Annotated in this window: 14 protein-coding genes and 1 tRNA gene; 6 read left to right on the forward strand and 9 right to left on the reverse strand. The window is 60.8% G+C overall.

From position 1 onward, the window contains the following. Window positions 1-9: 9 nt before the first annotated feature. Both prfH and BA190_RS23975 read right to left on the reverse strand, forming a co-directional pair. Window positions 10-603, reverse strand: coding sequence for a peptide chain release factor H (gene prfH / locus BA190_RS23970; RefSeq protein ID WP_068293415.1), 594 nt, complete (start codon window positions 601-603; stop codon window positions 10-12). Next, window positions 600-1,748: an RNA ligase RtcB family protein gene (locus tag BA190_RS23975; protein ID WP_068293418.1), complete on the reverse strand. Its 1,149-nt coding sequence runs from the start codon at window positions 1,746-1,748 to the stop codon at window positions 600-602. The genes prfH and BA190_RS23975 overlap by 4 nt, the downstream gene beginning before the upstream one ends. Before the next feature lie 389 nt (window positions 1,749-2,137). On the opposite strand from BA190_RS23975, the gene BA190_RS23980 reads away from it, so the two are divergent. From BA190_RS23980 to BA190_RS23995, 4 genes are all read left to right on the forward strand, one after another. Beyond that, window positions 2,138-2,227: transfer RNA gene (locus BA190_RS23980), tRNA-Ser, on the forward strand. 84 nt (window positions 2,228-2,311) lie between these two features. Next, window positions 2,312-3,937, forward strand: coding sequence for a DUF6538 domain-containing protein (locus BA190_RS23985; RefSeq protein ID WP_068293420.1), 1,626 nt, complete (start codon window positions 2,312-2,314; stop codon window positions 3,935-3,937). 730 nt (window positions 3,938-4,667) lie between these two features. Then, window positions 4,668-5,042, forward strand: a complete 375-nt coding sequence (locus BA190_RS23990) for a helix-turn-helix transcriptional regulator (protein WP_068293422.1) — start codon at window positions 4,668-4,670, stop codon at window positions 5,040-5,042. Beyond that, a complete protein-coding gene (locus tag BA190_RS23995) occupies window positions 5,023-5,565 on the forward strand; it encodes an ImmA/IrrE family metallo-endopeptidase (RefSeq protein ID WP_068293427.1) in 543 nt (180 codons plus the stop codon). Before BA190_RS23990 ends, BA190_RS23995 begins: the two co-directional genes overlap by 20 nt. A 448-nt stretch (window positions 5,566-6,013) precedes the next feature. Here BA190_RS23995 and BA190_RS24000 read toward each other — a convergent pair whose 3' ends face one another. The 6 genes from BA190_RS24000 to BA190_RS24020 all read right to left on the reverse strand — a co-directional run bounded on the left by BA190_RS24000 (window position 6,014) and on the right by BA190_RS24020 (window position 12,957). Continuing rightward, window positions 6,014-8,851, reverse strand: a complete 2,838-nt coding sequence (locus tag BA190_RS24000; protein ID WP_068293430.1) for a hypothetical protein — start codon at window positions 8,849-8,851, stop codon at window positions 6,014-6,016. 35 nt (window positions 8,852-8,886) lie between these two features. Further along, window positions 8,887-9,315 carry a hypothetical protein gene (locus tag BA190_RS24005; RefSeq protein ID WP_068293433.1) on the reverse strand — a complete coding sequence of 143 codons (429 nt, stop codon included), beginning with the start codon at window positions 9,313-9,315 and terminating at the stop codon, window positions 8,887-8,889. A 459-nt stretch (window positions 9,316-9,774) separates the two neighbouring features. Next, window positions 9,775-10,317, reverse strand: coding sequence for a hypothetical protein (locus BA190_RS24010; RefSeq protein ID WP_068293435.1), 543 nt, complete (start codon window positions 10,315-10,317; stop codon window positions 9,775-9,777). Further along, the gene (locus BA190_RS24015; protein WP_068293437.1) at window positions 10,314-10,982 is read right to left on the reverse strand and encodes a hypothetical protein; all 669 of its coding nucleotides are present in this window, start codon (window positions 10,980-10,982) and stop codon (window positions 10,314-10,316) included. Before BA190_RS24015 ends, BA190_RS24010 begins: the two co-directional genes overlap by 4 nt. A 1,463-nt stretch (window positions 10,983-12,445) precedes the next feature. Beyond that, window positions 12,446-12,571, reverse strand: coding sequence for a hypothetical protein (locus BA190_RS37085; RefSeq protein ID WP_256390547.1), 126 nt, complete (start codon window positions 12,569-12,571; stop codon window positions 12,446-12,448). Then, window positions 12,568-12,957 (reverse strand): hypothetical protein, encoded by a 390-nt coding sequence (locus tag BA190_RS24020; RefSeq protein ID WP_068293439.1) that lies wholly within the window; start codon window positions 12,955-12,957, stop codon window positions 12,568-12,570. The genes BA190_RS37085 and BA190_RS24020 overlap by 4 nt, the downstream gene beginning before the upstream one ends. A gap of 479 nt (window positions 12,958-13,436) precedes the next feature. On the opposite strand from BA190_RS24020, the gene BA190_RS36100 reads away from it, so the two are divergent. Next, complete coding sequence (locus BA190_RS36100) at window positions 13,437-13,856, forward strand: hypothetical protein (RefSeq protein WP_156771679.1); 420 nt, start codon at window positions 13,437-13,439, stop codon at window positions 13,854-13,856. A 313-nt stretch (window positions 13,857-14,169) separates the two neighbouring features. Then, on the forward strand, window positions 14,170-14,388 hold the full coding sequence (locus BA190_RS24030) for a hypothetical protein (protein WP_068293442.1): 219 nt from the start codon (window positions 14,170-14,172) through the stop codon (window positions 14,386-14,388). Here the strand turns inward: BA190_RS24030 and BA190_RS24035 are convergent. Further along, complete coding sequence (locus BA190_RS24035; protein ID WP_068293715.1) at window positions 14,385-15,032, reverse strand: recombinase family protein; 648 nt, start codon at window positions 15,030-15,032, stop codon at window positions 14,385-14,387. The genes BA190_RS24030 and BA190_RS24035 overlap by 4 nt on opposite strands. Window positions 15,033-15,310 lie beyond the last annotated feature (278 nt).

A 15,310-nucleotide genomic window follows, 5' to 3' on the forward strand; every position in this document is an offset into this window, starting at 1 on the left:
GCACATTCGTCACATCACCCGCACCGGATTGCCGCGTTCCACCTGGATGCGGGCGAGCCAGTCGCGGAAGCGGCCGGCATCGCGTTCGCGCTCATGCATGGCCGCCAGTACCGCCCTGAGGCGCGCCACTGCCAGGGTGCGGTTGCGGTGCTGCGAGCGCTCGTCGCGCGCAATGGCGCTCGCCCCGGTCGGCCGATGCACCACGCGCACGGCGCTTTCGGTGCGGTTCTGGTGCTGGCCGCCCGGGCCGCCGGCACGCATGGTCTCGAAGACGAGGTCGCTCTCGGCCAGCACCGGCAGAGGCGGCGGCTCGGGCCGGCGATGCACCGCCACGAACCAGTTCTTGCGCCGGTGATGCGGCCGCAGCCGGCTCGCGGCCGTGACCTGGATGGTGCCTTCCCATTCGCGCGCCAGAGCAAGCGCCGCCTCTCCCGCGATGGAGACGAGCAGAGACGGCTTGTCGCCCGCCGGATTGGCCTCGAGCGCACAATCGAGCCCGCGCCGCATGGCCTCGTCTTCGAGGGCCTTCGCCACCTCGGCCACGGCCAGGCGGCATTCTTTCGGCCCGCGCCCGGCCGTGATGCAGAGAAGGACGGTGCTCATCGGCCCCTCCTGTCCTGCTCACGCCGGATGCGAGCGGTCTTGAAGGTCAGCACCGGCCTGAGCACAGCGACGACGCGCGCCAGGCCCTTCGCCTCCAGATCGGCCACCACCTTGTCGATGTCCTTATAGGCATCGGGCGCCTCCTCCATCAGCAATTGGCGGTCGGTGCAGATGACATGGCCGCCGAGCGGCGTGCGGATGAGGCGGTCGAGGCTGCCGGCCGCTGCCCGCATCCGCCCGCTCATCGAGGCACGGTCATGCTTGCGTCCCGCGCCATGGGCGAGGGAGGAAAGCGCCCCGTCCGGCGGCGCCAGGGGCTCCACCAGATAGGTCAGCGTGCCGCGCGAGCCCGGCACGGGCACCAGCCCGCGATCGGACGGCGCTGCACCCTTGCGATGAAGCACCAGATCGCCCTGGCGCTCCGCCAGATTGTGCGGGCTGTCGATGCGCTCCTCGCCATCGGCCCTGACGGCCTGCAAGGCGCGCCAGGCGATGACGCGGCGGTTCAGCCGCGCATAGCGCAGTGCCGCATCGTGATCGGCGAGATAGTCGGCCCCCGCCCCTTCCAGGGCGAGGCCGGCCGTGCCATCGACATGGTGGCGCGCCCTTACCTCCGCGCCGAAGCCGCGCGAGCCGGAATGCACCAGCAGCGCCAGGCCGCCCGGCGCCAGGCCGGCAGCCATCCCCGCCGCGGCGTCGACGAGGGTCTCCACCGCCTGCACCTCGCAGAAATGGTTGCCGCCGCCCACCGTGCCGATCTGGTCGGCATGGGCGCCGGCATCGACACCGTGTTCGGCCAGCAGCGCCCTGGCATCACCTTCCCACACTCCTTCCAGCGCAGCCAGGCGCTCGACCGCCTTGTCGCGCTTCAGCCGCCGCTCCGGCAGGTCGAGCGGCCAGAACTGCATGCCGCAGCCGATATCGGTGCCGATGATTTCGGGAAACACCACGCCCCTCGCGAGAGCGGCGCAGCCCACCGGACCGTGATGGCCGGGATGAAGGTCGGGCATGCCGGCCACCGCCAGCATACCGGGTCGCCCGGCCAGTTGTTGCAATTGCAAGCGCGCCGCGCCCTCGATCCAGGACGAGGCGGATGCAAACAGGCGGACACGCGCCTGCGCGTCCGCATCGGGAAAATTGCCCATGATCAATCTTTGACGAAAGACGTGCAACGTCAGCACGGAACCCGCGCCTCAGGCGACGGCGGACCGGCAAGACCTCGAAATGAGAAGGCACGTCACCCTGTGGAGCCGCCCCAGGCGTTTTGCGCCGGGCGGTATCGGGTGGTCAGTTTGCAGCCCTGACCGGGCGGAGAGGCATCGTCATGGCCTGGCCCTTTCGTCGCATGGGAGGGAAGATCCCTCGAAGGATGGCCCAGCTAGCAGGAAGCCGGGCGGCGCGCCAGTGCAATCGGGCAACAGGTTCGATCAAAGCGAAGGCAGGGCCCGCGGCGACGCGACATTCTCCCAATTTTTCCGCCATTCCGGTCTTGCCCCGCGCGGCGCATATCTATATGAAGCGCCCGACCAGCTGCGGAGAGGTGGCAGAGTGGTTGAATGCACCGCACTCGAAATGCGGCATGGGGGCAACTCCATCGGGGGTTCAAATCCCTCCCTCTCCGCCATTCAATCCCTAAGCGATTGAAACCAATTAATTCTTTATAGATCAGGACCTTACGGCTTCCCAGGTGGTACAGACGGGAGGTCCAATGGCCCTTACGATGAGCCGACCATTCAAGCACCCCAAAACCGGGGTCTACTATTTCCGTAAAGCCGTTCCGGATGACCTCCGCGCCCTTGTTGGCCGTCGCGAGGAAAAGCGCACGCTTCGCACCAAGGACCCCAGAGAAGCCCGTGAGCGGTTCACGAAGGTGGCCGCCGAGGTGGCCTCAGAATGGATGCGCCTTCGCAGCAATCCCCAGCCTACAGGCCTCTCCCGCCGTGATGCTCTCGCATTGGCTGGCCGTTGGTACCTCTGGTTCACGAGCGCCTTTGAGGAGGAGCCGGGAAGTTGCCCCGAAGGGTGGCGCTTGCTAGCTGATGGTCTGGAAGATGCTCGCCAGTGGGGCACAGGTCATCCAGACGAGTATCCCGACGATGAGGCCGAAGAACGGCCCTCAGCGGTGACCAAGGCTGTGCACCGCTATCTCATGGAACATGGCCGGGTATCACGATTTTTATCGACATCCCACGGCGATGGCGGAGCGGATGGCTTGAGGCTCTCCGATGATGGCATCGCGGCATTTCTCGCTGCCGTGGAATTGCAATTCTTCGCGGCAATGCGCCTGCTCTCCAGGTGGACGGAAGGGGATTATCGCAAGGACGAAAGGCCAACTACTTTCCCCGAATATAGGCCCGCACCGGCGCCTCTCCATCCCTCCTCTCTGCCCCCGTCCGCATCCCCCGAGGTGACGCTAAAGAGCCTCTTCTCGGGCTGGGCAGCAGAGCGAAAGCCCCCCGAGAAGACCCGCTACAACTGGGAACGGGTCATTGAGCATTTCGCCGCCCACGTGAAAGTTACAGCCGGGCACGACGATGCGGCCCGTGTGGTCAAGGCCGATGTGGTCGGGTGGAAAGACGCCCTCGTAGCCGATGGCAAAGCCGCGAAAACCATTCGAGACAGTCGCCTAGCCCCCCTGCGCGCAATCCTGCAATGGGCGGTCGATAACGACAAGCTAAAGGCAAACCCTGCGGATGGCATCAAGCTGGCCGTGAAGGAGCGTGGAGGTGGCCGCAGAGGCTTCACCGATGCCGAGGCCATGGCGATATTGAAGGCAGCCCGTGCCAGCGATAACCCTCGCAAGGCTCATTACCGGTGGGTTCCGTGGATATGCGCCCTGTCCGGTGCCCGCCTATCGGAGGTTTGCCAGCTGCGTGGCAGCGACATTCAGCAGACCACGGACGGACAGTGGACGATGCATCTCACCTGGGAAGCGGGGTCATTGAAAAACACGGGGTCGGAGCGTGTAGTCCCGCTTCACTCCGCACTCGTTGCCGAGGGTTTCGCGACTTTTGCCCGCTCTGTGGGACAAGGGCCGCTTTTCACCGGCCTCACTCCCGACCGCTTCGGCAGCCGTGGGGGCAATGGAACGAAGGTGTTAGGTCGTTGGGTGCGTGAAGTGCTGGAGATCGATGACCCGCGCATTGGTCCCAATCATAGCTGGCGCCATCGCTTCAAAACGCTCTGCCGTATCCATGGCATTGGGAAGGACTATCATGACGCCATTACGGGACACGCCCATGCCGACGAAGGGGACGGCTATGGCGACTTCCCGGTGGAAGCGCTGGCGAGAGAGATTGAGAAACTTCCTCCCCCGGTCCCGGAGAGCAGCTAGCCTCCGACAAGGAGCGACCTATGCTGACGAAACAACATATTGATCGAGACGCATTGTCATCAGGAGTCAGCGGAATTAACGTCCCTTGCCTGGGAAACTTGGAGAGGCGCGATGCGGCGCGTTGGAATTCTCGTCGTTGGGTCGCTAGCGATGACTGCCTGTGCAGGCCCCGCAAAAACCACGGCGGCAAGCAGCCCCCTGCCGCCAGCCCAGGAACGCGCATGGGACACCAAGTGCAAGGCTGAGACAGTCGGGTATCTCAACGCCATATCAAACGCTGCCCGCCACGGTCGCCCACAGCCGCCCCTGCGGCTCAGCAAGGAATGCGAGTGGCTGCGCCCTCAAATAAGCAGTGGGACTCCTCGCTAAGCCGCCCCCCCCTTCCCCTGTAGATCACTCTATAATGCGCGGAGAGTCGGCCTAGATGGGCAATTCTCCGGTATCCCCCTCTCGGGTAGACCTGAAACCACAGAGCTCGCCCTGCAAGTGGGGTGACTCTTCGCGGGCTACGGCAAAAAACAGGAACCTCCCTCGGTTTCCAAGACGGGTCACACGGTTCTCGATACGGGCGTTGGCCAGTTCGGAGCTTGTAGCCTCGTATGAGAGCCTGCTTGACATGTTGATAACCAATTATGGTTCTCATTGTTAACCAAAATAGGTTGCGCTTTTCCATTCAGGGAAGTATACAACTGATGATAGCCCCATGCCGGAAGGGGCAGGAGGAGAAGCGATGTCCATCACCAATCTTGCAAAGGAATTGAGAAAGCTACGCATAGACCGCGACGAACGCCTTCTGGATATGGCGGCGAAGCTCAACATTTCGCCCGCCTTTCTGTCTGCCGTCGAGAGCGGCCGCAAAGCCGCGCCTACAGATTTCGCCGAGCGGGTGATTGCCCGTTACGACTTGAGCGGTGCAAACGCGAAGAGGTTGCTCCTCGCTGCCGCCGCTGCTCGCACGACTTTCAAGATTACGCCGCGTGACCCACTAGCCCGCGACACTGTCGCGTTGCTCGCGAGGAAGTTGAACACCCTGTCCGAAGACAAGCTCACGGAGATCAAACGATTGCTGGAGAAGGAAGAGGACAATGACGGAAGCCCGATATAGAGCCCGTCCGCTGCGCTGGGACAGTATCGCCGAAATTGCGATGGCCCAGCGCGAAATGCTTGGGGTTCGGGACAAGGAAATGCTCCCAGTGACGTATCTCGTAGAGTGCGTTCTCGCCCAACGCTTGGAAATGTTCGAGTTCCTGGTGGGCTCGCGAGAAGACATGAAGTCCGCCTACGGGTTCACTCATCCTGACGGGGACTTCATCATGATACGAGAAGACGTGTACGCCGCGTCGTACCAAGGTAACGGGCGTGCCCGGTTTACGGTCGCCCACGAATGGGGGCATTGGGCGCTGCATGTGGGGCAGCCCCTGGCCCGTGCCCCGGAGGGGCTGGAAGTCCCGGCTTATGAGTGCCCTGAGAGGCAGGCGCACCAGTTTGCCGCCGAGGTCTTGATGCCCCGCCATCTCATCAAGGGTGACAGCAACCCACAATCCCTAGTGAACAGGTTCGGCGTTTCCTTCGAGGCAGCGTCGCGGAGGGTGAAATATCTCACCAGCCGTGGCCTGCTCGATACATAAAAAAGGGAGCCGACAAATGCCGACTCCCCTCGGTTCAGTGATTGTCACGGGCAGCGGAGCCTTACGTGGCATGAGCAACGACAAGTCTGTGATGCGCGTAGCAATCGAGTCGCACCGTAGCGAATGCGCAAAAAATCAGACTTGTCAAGGGCTGCAACCCATGCTCCGGGAAAGGACCCCGACATGACGATGCGAAAGCCCCCCATGTCAAAGGATGACTATACGGTCATCTTTCGGCGCTGGCGGCGTGATCCACGGACCGGGCGCATGCTTGATGCGCGTCGGTACGGGTTGGCCGCTTGGCCTATCCGTATTCGTGTCTCGCCTGACCAGCTTAAATTGTTCTGATGGATAGCCAGCAGGCTTGAAGAAAGGTGCTGGCGCCTTGGTGCCGGTACCGCCAAAAAAACAGGAACCCTCTCGGTTTCCCGAAAAGGTCCCTGTTCACTCAGTCTTCGTATTCCACCGGGGCAAGCCCGTATTGCTGCCTCAACGTCCTCGGCTTCATTCGCCTCGGGATGAGCCCCGTGGTCAGCTTCGGGTCCCTCCTCGCGCCTTCCATGAGGGGAGCCTGTTCGGGCTTCTTGGGAACCATGTTCATGTAGGGCATGTTCTCCAGACCTTCGGGCTTGCCCTGCGGCCAGCTTTGGGTTTTCACGGTGGTGTCGCGTGCCCGCTGGGCGGACTGCGTTAGGGCGTCCTTCTTGAGGCCCGCTGCGGTTTCCTGGAGGTCCCGTGCGGTGAAGACACTGCCCTTCCACTGGTCCACCGGAACGCCCGTGCCCTTATGAACAATTGCCCACGCGCCGTAGCCGTTCGCTGCCGGGCGGATGGTGAGGTCGCTCATGTCCACGCCCTCGGCTTTCCCGAAGCGGGCCACGTAGTCCTCAATGCGTGCGTTGGCCAAATCGGAGAAGTTCGCAGGCAGCCGCTTGTCGCTCGCGTCGATCCACCAGCCGTTGACGTTGACGTGGGAGTTCTTGAAGCGCTCGGCGGCTTGGTCGATGGCCTTCTCCGGGGAGATGCCACGGGCCGCATACCGTTCCGCCATGATGCCGATGGTGGATGAGACGTAGCCGGAATTATCCGTCTCAGCATTGCCACCGAGCCAGGACGGCAAGTGTCCAACGATATAGCCGCTGGCGGCCATCTCCTGGACTTTCTTCACGCCCACCTTTTGGAATTCCTTCCCCTTTCCTGTCGGGTCGTTGTTGGTGTCCACGGCAGCCATCATGGCCTTGGCCGGGTCGAGACCAAGACGGATCTCATCGATCATGGCATCCTCGAACACCTCAGCCTTGTCGGACGGGATGAGGTCGCGGAGCATGACGGCCTTGTTGGCGCGCAAGAGCTTGTACATCTCGTAGGCCCGCATGGTCGGCTCGGGAAGGCCTTGCCCGCTAATCGCTCCCACGGACAAAGCGTCCACGCCATTCGACATGATGTCCTTCCAACCCTGCGGGACAATGCCGTTCTGGGCATAAATGGGAAGCTCGCGAGTCACGGTCTGCTGCCACGCTTCGCCGTCCCGTTGGGCAATACGGGTGCTTTCCTTCTCGAAAGCCTGAATGGCCCTCTTACGGTTCTCTTCTTTCGTGAGCGTCTTCGGGTTCCCCTCCTTGTCGATGACGGACATTTGAGGGAGGTCGTAGAGGTTTCCGCTCTTCACGGCCTCGATACCGCTGTTGTCGAGAGCGGCCTCTTGGGACGCGTAGGATGCCGCCAATTGAGCCTTAGTCTCCGTCTTAGCTGCCTGAGTTCGGGCCGACTCCTGAAGGTTCCTGTTATGGGAAATCCAAGAATTCGCCTGGGCCTCCGATACGAGGCCGGGCTGTTCCTTCACTACCTTCCGAAGGGCAACCTCATCATCGGGCGTGGCTTCGCCTTGGGTGAACTTGTCGAAGAGCCCTTGACGGGTATCAATACCGGCCTTGTGGTTGTTCTCGTCGCGGGCAGCCTCCGCCTGCTTCACCAGTTTGGCCACGTCACTCCCGACATATCCATCCATGAGAAGGGTATGCTCGGAACCGTCCACGCCCTTCACCTTCATGTTGGCGAGGGAGTTCACGAGGTCGTAGTTCCCGGCTGCGGCTGCTGTGCCCATGAAGGTCACAAGGGCCTGACGCTGGTCCTTGATGGCCATGCCGAGAAACCGCTGGTTCCCCTCCATTTCCTTGCCGATGGCCGTTGCCTGGGCATTGGCATCGTCACCGCCGAGAAGGGCAGCGACACGGCCACGGTGCTCCGCTTGCATCTTTGCGACATGGCTACGTACCGTGCCGTTCCCATCCGAAGCGTCGTAGTGGCCGGGGCTACCGGCATTGATGGTGGAATAGAGGTCGAGAATGCCCATGCCCGGCGCGAAACCACGGGCCTTCAGGAATTTGACGACAGACCCCATTTGCTCCTCGAAGGACTGCCCAGCGTGAACCCCGAACTGCTTGCGCTCTGCGGGGCCGAACTGGATCAAGCCCATATAGTTGCTGCCCTTGCCGCCCCATCGGGTCGTGGAGAAGCCGCTCTCATAGGAAATCACCGTGGCGAGGTCTTCCGGGGTGGTGCCAAGCTCCTGGGCAGCAGAGCGAATGACATTGGCCATTCTTCCGCTATCTGCCTTGGCCTTGCCGGCTACCGCGCCGAAGGAGTCCATGAGCCCCTGCTGGGTCTGGTCGTATTGCTGCTGCGACTTCATGGCCACGTCACCGGCCTTCACCCTCGCAAGGCCCGGCTGAAGGTACTGGGTGAACGTGCTGATGTACTCTTTGTTGTCGCCGTATTTGTCGAGGTAGGGTTTGTAGCGCTCCAGCGCGAAGGCGTCGAAGTCGCCATTCTGCTTGTCAAAGCCGTTCTGATAGTCCGTCGAGATGGCCGCAAGTGCACGCGAAGCATTCTGCTGCGCAGCGAAACGCATGGCAGCGGCGTTACCGAAAGCGGTCTTAACATCGGGGTCTGTATCAATGAGCTTGTCAACGGCATCTGAAGACCCTGCGCCCTGGAGCTTGCGGAGAACGCGGGCCTCGGTGTCGTCCTTCTGGCCTTCCATCCAAGCCGAGCCGAAGCGGGCCAAGGCAGGATTGAGACCGCTGAGGGAGTCAGCAAGGTCAGCGAGTTCGTTCCTCTGCGGGGCTGGCGCGGGACGGACATAGGTGTTCGTTGGGGAAGCGGCGGGCCGAAGAGACGGCAGTCGAATGCGGGCGTCCTCCTGGGGAGGCGTTTGCCGGTCGCGGTGGAGGCCTTGGGGGGCATCGTCGGCAAAAGGCGACAAGCCGGGGATTTTCGTGGTCATGGGTATTTCCGTGGAATGTATGGTGGTGGTCGTGATCAGTGGAGGCGATAAGCGGGGGTGCTCTCGGCACGGACTTCGGCGGATTGCCAGCCGGCCTTGACGAGGAATTGCCGGACCTCCTCCATGCCCTGGCCCAGCTTCTCCTCGGGCAGGCCCGTGCGATACACGGACTCTGCATAGTTCACGGGCGGCAGGCCCAAGAGGATGAGAGCGAAATCGTAGGCGATAGCGGCAACGTCAGGGCGTGGATAGGTCCCGAGATAGGCCCGCCCGCGTGACCCTAAACGGGGGTCTTTGATGGTGGCAGACCAGAATTCCCCGCAGGCTCGGGCTTGGCGGACAACACCACGATAGGGAGTCGGGCGTTTACCTTCGGAGCGGGTGATAGCGCGGAGGCGAGCTTCATGGGCGGCGATGGCATCGGGCGGGACATCGATATAGCCGGGATTGGGTTTGCTGTTCATGGAGGGCTGTTTCCTTGAGTTGGACATAGCGATGCCGTTCGCGGGAACCGTGAGGTGCTCGCGTTGGGCATGTTCGGGGGTGGTTGAAGGGATTAGTCGGCTGCCCGTCAGGGCGGTCCGGAATGGTGGTCAGGCTACGCGGAGGGTTTTGCCGAGGTCAGCGCCCCGTCATTTCTCGGGCGGTTGTGGGCTTGTGTAATATACCCATAGCCGGCAGAGCTTCTTGTTAACGTGCCCATCACGGCCTCTTCGAGGGGAAGACCACCACGGCCAAAGCCGTGCCAGGGAGCGAGTGAGGCGCCACGAGAATGGTTTTGGCCCTATCCTTTTGATATTGAAGGGCAATGAGGCCGTCAGGCCCTATGATTTACCTTTAAGGTTTACTTATACGGTTCACCTCTAGGTTCATTCTCAGAGGGTTATTATTGAAGGTGATATATCTAAGGAGACATATAAAGGTTATCCTGAAGATGCCTGTTTAGCTGCTCCTGAAGGGGAGTCCTGCCGTGGCCTGATGCGGCGCACCTTGGGCTTTTCCATGATGACGAAATCCCTTGAGGTGATGCCCGCCTTAGTGACTCGTGCCCGAAACTCCGATGTCGGAGCGATGGTGGAGGCCGTCCCCCGCCGATAGGATTGCTGCCAGACTACCAGCCCCAACGCTTCAAGGCGCGAGAGGATAGCCCGAAGCGGTTTCCCGACAGCGGGATTGCGAAAGGATGCGGGAAGGCTAGCCAATGCGGCATTGCCGGTGACGATCAACAAGCCGTCTCTCCCCGAAAGAATGACATGAGCGAGGTTTGCGACGATGACCTCCACGGTGGTTCGATGCCCCCAACTCTCGCGGGCGTCTCTTCGCCGCTGGCGCGTTCCCATCTCGACCTCTTGGCGCTCAAGGGCGTTGATGGTCTCCGCCACGACGCGAAGCAGAGATGAGCCACCCGCCGCACCACGCCATTGATCGAACCACGTTATCTCCGTCAACAACGCTTTCGGCTTCATTGCAGCCCCACCAATGCTGTCTTGAAATCCTCGCGTTTCCGCTGCTGGGCTTCGTTCTGGTCCTTTTCCAACTTGGCCATCCAGACACCGGCAGAGCCGAAGAACTCCGCCAGCCATTTCGCAAGGCATAGGACAATGCGCGGGGCGAGGTCCCGATAGACCCGCTTCGTCTTGCCCGTGGCGTGGTTGTGGTATCGGCCCACGTTCACTTCAGACAGGAGCCGAACACGGCGAACAAGCTGGAACTGAAAGGCCCGGTCATCAACGAAACGACGCCGTTCACTGCCCTCCATGATATACATGGCAAGGATGACGCGGACGATATCGCGGGCCTCGGCGCCCTCCGCTAACTTGATCACGGCTCGTGCCGCCTCGCGTTGCCATCGGGGTTGCGCTTGGCTTCGTTCCGCGATTTCGCGAGCGGCAACTGTCAGGTCATGCCAGCGTCCATCCAGGGCTGCCCATAGGGGGCTCTCGTGGTTCTTGGCAACGCGCTGGTCAACCAGCTTCAGGTAAGGCCGAAGGTCAACTGTGCTGATGCCCTTCTGGTTTGGCGCGCCATGGCGGCGATAGGTGGCCTGATGGCCGTTGCAGAATTTCCCGTGGCCGTGCGCGTTGGCAGTGCAGCCAGGAACCCGGCAAGGCCGGATGGTGAGTTTGGTCATGGTGATGGGTTTCCTCCCTACAGCGGTGATGAATTAATGGCCAAGTCGGGGTTGGGGTGATGTGGGGTAGCCGGGAGCGAAGAGGGCCGCTTTTCTGCACTAACCGAGGGGCCTTCCCAGTACGCCACGAGGTGCGGCCTGCACGCCCCGTCATCGGGTTCCCGGACAGCGAGCCTTGCAGCGGCTCCCACGGTGGACCGGAGGGCAAGGATGCTGGCCCATTCGTGGCGCATGACAATCGGCGTTGAGCCCTCCACTCCTTCGCTGAGGAGGATGCGAGCGGCGGACAGGAGCGGCGTGCGGAAGATGCCGATAAGCCGGGGCGTTACCTCGCCGCGACGGGCCGCTTCCTTGTCACTGCTTGGCCCAAGCCAAGCGTGATAGCGGTAGGACGTGTTGCGCACGTTCGTCGGGCAAGCGCGAGCCCCCGCTGGTGAAGCGGTGATGATGATAGAGGCGGACATAGATAGGGGTTTCTCTGTTCGGGGAGTGATGAATTATCGGCCAAGTCGAGAGGGGCCGGTACACTGGTAGCCAGGGGCCGAGGACGCGGAGAACGCGGTGACGCCCTGTTGCCAGACTCGGCTAAGCGCAAAAGAAAACGCCCTCTCAGCGGGAAGCCGAAAGGGCGCGTTTGGGTTTGTGGTTCCTAGAGTGGGGGGTAATTGCCCGCGTGGGATTTTGGAGCCGGATGCAGGGAGGCACAGACAGGAATGCTCGCCAATATTACCCGGGCATATTGATCCAGTCTGCGTGACTGGGATGCGCGCTATTTTTCAGGGATTGCGTGCTGGTTCCTAGTGTGAGGGGTAATCGACTTCCACCGAATAGCTTCCCGTATCGAGAATGGCGGAGATGGCCTCCTCGGCAGCCATTCACGGAAAGCCTGCGTCTTCTGACTGGTCTGCCATTTATGCATCCCCCAATGGACACAGAGTTACGGTCATACAGTCTGGCCAGATATACCACCGATTATCTGCCCGCTTCCGCTGGCCGGCACCATGGCCACCCTGCCATCCCTCGAATTCCACCAAGGGGCAGCCTGTCGCGCCGGAAAAACCGACCACAACACCTTCGGTCCCCACCTCAAGGCCGTTCTCGCGGTGGCCGGGAAGGAATGCCGCGATGCGCACGCGGTCGCCGATTTGGAGAGTGGTAGTGTGGTTTTGGACAGGTGGTTGCGGTGAAGTCATCGTCATCTCGGTTCTCCATAGTTGACATGAAAGATAAAGGCCATGCCGCCCTTAGGAGATGCAAACATTCATTGGAATACGCCCAAATGACACATTGCAAAATGTGCATATATGAGAGAAGATGCTTTAAAATAAACTCCCAAAATTCAAGACAATATCTCAACGCCTATTAACAGGATGCGAGTTTTAAACCGAATTCGGGTTGCACAATGGTCTGGGCAGCCGTCATCCGCTCTTGCATTCCAAGCTGCGGGAGGGGAAGAAGCGCTGTCATGGGCGGTAATAGTCCGCCTCGTAGCCGCCTGCCCAAACGCTGACAGCCACCACAACAACCACAATGACGAAGAAGAGGATGACGCCTACCGGGTTGGCTTTGAAGTCCTCGCGGAAGCTCACTTCCCGGTCCCTTCGCTTTGACCAAATGTAGCCTGCACCGCCCTTGCGGGGAGCGGATAACCAAGCCTTGAGAAAAGCGCCATCATCCCCCGACGCATGATGTAGAGGCTCCCGTAGAATGCAGCCTCAACGATAGCCTTTACGGTGCTGAGAAAGATAAGGAGCGGGAGCCACCGGGCGGACTGTCCCTCATCAAAGGTAAATTCCCATTTGCCGATATAAGCAACAGGCCCGACGCCATGGTTGAGAACCTCGAAGGGCCACGAGGCAGGGTTGCGGGTATCGCGGCGCGCGTAGACGGCGCCAATAAAGGGAATGCTGAGATAGGCGTTCATGGTGATGGTGGAAACCTGCAATACCAATTGAAGACGTTCGCCTTCTGGCATCCACAGGACTCCTCCGTCCAATATCGAAATAGAGTCGATCAGGTCGATTGAGTCGCGAAAGGACTCGTTGAGGGATACATCGGATGTGTCCCTCTTCCGGGGCGGGAGCCTTGAGGGCAGCCTCCATGCGGTTGAACTCGGTGATGTACGCGACCTTGAAGCGGAGAGCCTTCTCATGTTGAAGGCGGGCATCTGGCGGGTCCCGAAGCCCACCTTCTGCGTGAAGTTCGTGGCGTGGAACCATGCCGGCCCTTGTCCCTCAAGATTGAGGAGCAAGGCTTCGATGTCACGGAGCACATTATCGTGGCGTTTCGCGAACACCTGGGCGATGTCCTTTCAGTTGGCGAACGCGGTTCCGTTCTCGACGCGGAGAGCGACGTTGGAGACTGACCAGCCGCTCTTAGCGCAATCCAATGTCGCTAGACTTCCAGCGCGACCAAGATACAAACTGTGTGGAAGACCTTGCAAGGGAGGGGCAAATGAAGGCCGCTACACTTTTGTGCTTGGCGGGGCTCGTGGTTGGCGGCCACTCAGGTTCTGTTATGGCAGCAACTAACCGCCCCCATGTTACCGCTCCGAAGCACGCGAAGGCAGGTGTGCCGCTTTTACTGGGGAAGGATTACGACCTCGATCATAACTGTAAGGTCATTCCAGGATTGAAAGTTGTCATTGTATCTCCTCCCAGCAATGGAATAATCAAGGTTTTAGATCATACAGCATTCACTCACTACCCACGTTCAAACGTCCGCTACAAGTGCAACAAGAAGCGTTCACAAATGCTCGCCACGTTCTACACATCAAGACCGGGATTTGCAGGGCATGACCATGCAGTCGTTCGTGTAATATCGCCGCTTGGCGGCACAGAGCCAGTCTACTCATACGATATCAGTGTGAACTGAGCCTGCGCGTACGGCTCTCCGCGAAGCCGTCGCGGGTCATTTCATAGGCGGGCATCTGCCGGGTGCCGAAGCCTGTCTTGGCAGTTTATGTCGTGGCGCGAAACCACCCGTCCATATAGAGCGCAGATTTGCGCGCTAAGTCGAATACGGCGCGGATGTCACGAAGCACCTCCTTGTGTCCCTTGTCGAATACCTCGGCGATGTCCTTTGACTTCGCGAAGGCGGTGCCGTTCTCGATGCGGAGAGCGGGGAGCTTGACCCGGCGTGCTTTCCTCCCCACCTTGCTATTATCCACCATCAGGGAGAGGATGCGATGTCGGAAGAGCGCTTCGACACCCCCACGCTCAATGCCGGAATGGATATCTCGGTGAAGCCCGACGGGGACAAATACGCCGTTAGGATCATCCTACGTGGCGTGCTACAGGGCGCACCTCGCTTTGCCACCAAAGGAGAGGCCGACCGGGTTGCGGATGAGATGCGACAAAAGGTACTTCAAGTGCGTGCCCAATTTCAGCCGGTACGTGCTCGCTAAATCCCCCAAGCGGCCAATGCTGCCTCCGCCTTCACCGGCTCCTCACGCACCCTGATAACCGTCTGCCGCGTGAGGCCGGTGGCCTTGGCAATCTCCGAAGTCCCCGCGCCGCGCTCCACCATGCCCCGGACAATCCCCAGTTGCTCCCGGCTGTAGCTGGGCTTGCGCCCGAGATAAGCCTTGCCGTCTCCCTCCTGCTTGGCCTTAGCAGCCGCTATGCCAGCCTTCTGGGCTTCCTTCGTGGCTTCCGCCTGGGCTTGTGAAAGGGCCGCCATGAAGCCGATAAGGGCATCCCGAACGGCTTGCTGCATGGGGTCCTTGGTGGCACCGTCGAAGGTGAGCCCATTGATAACCGTGCGGATGACCACACCCCGCTTCATGAATTCCCGGATGGCCTCGCATACGTCCTGGTAGTTGCGGCCTAGGCGGTCCACCCAACGCACTACCAGCGTGTCTCCCTTGCGGAGGATGTCGAAGAGCCTGCGGCCCTCGGGGCGTTCCTTGAGGGCGGTGGCAAGACCAGACACGCCGTCATCGGCGACCACCTCATCAATCTTGAACCCGGCTTGCTCGGCTTGGGTCCGCTGATGGGCGATGTTCTGTTCGGTGGTCGAGACACGGGCATAGAGGACGGTGCGAGTCATGACGGCGGATGCTCCAGAGATGTACGAAAGGGTCACGTCCACAGAAATACATGTCCGTAGATCAAAGTAAACCCTAACGTACACCTTGACGGGCATCCCTCCACCTGTCCTCTGAGGTATACCCCTGCGGACTGTATCCGTTTAGAAGTCCAACTTTTCAGCGCGCACTGTCACCACAACTGAGTGGTTCAAGGGAATGGAGCGAGGCCCGATAGGAATTCTACGCGCATTGTCAAAAGCCATAATAGGCAAGAATCTGTTACTACGGTGAAATCTGG

This window comes from Labrys sp. WJW (assembly GCF_001676615.1).
Lineage (GTDB): Bacteria > Pseudomonadota > Alphaproteobacteria > Rhizobiales > Labraceae > Labrys > Labrys sedimenti.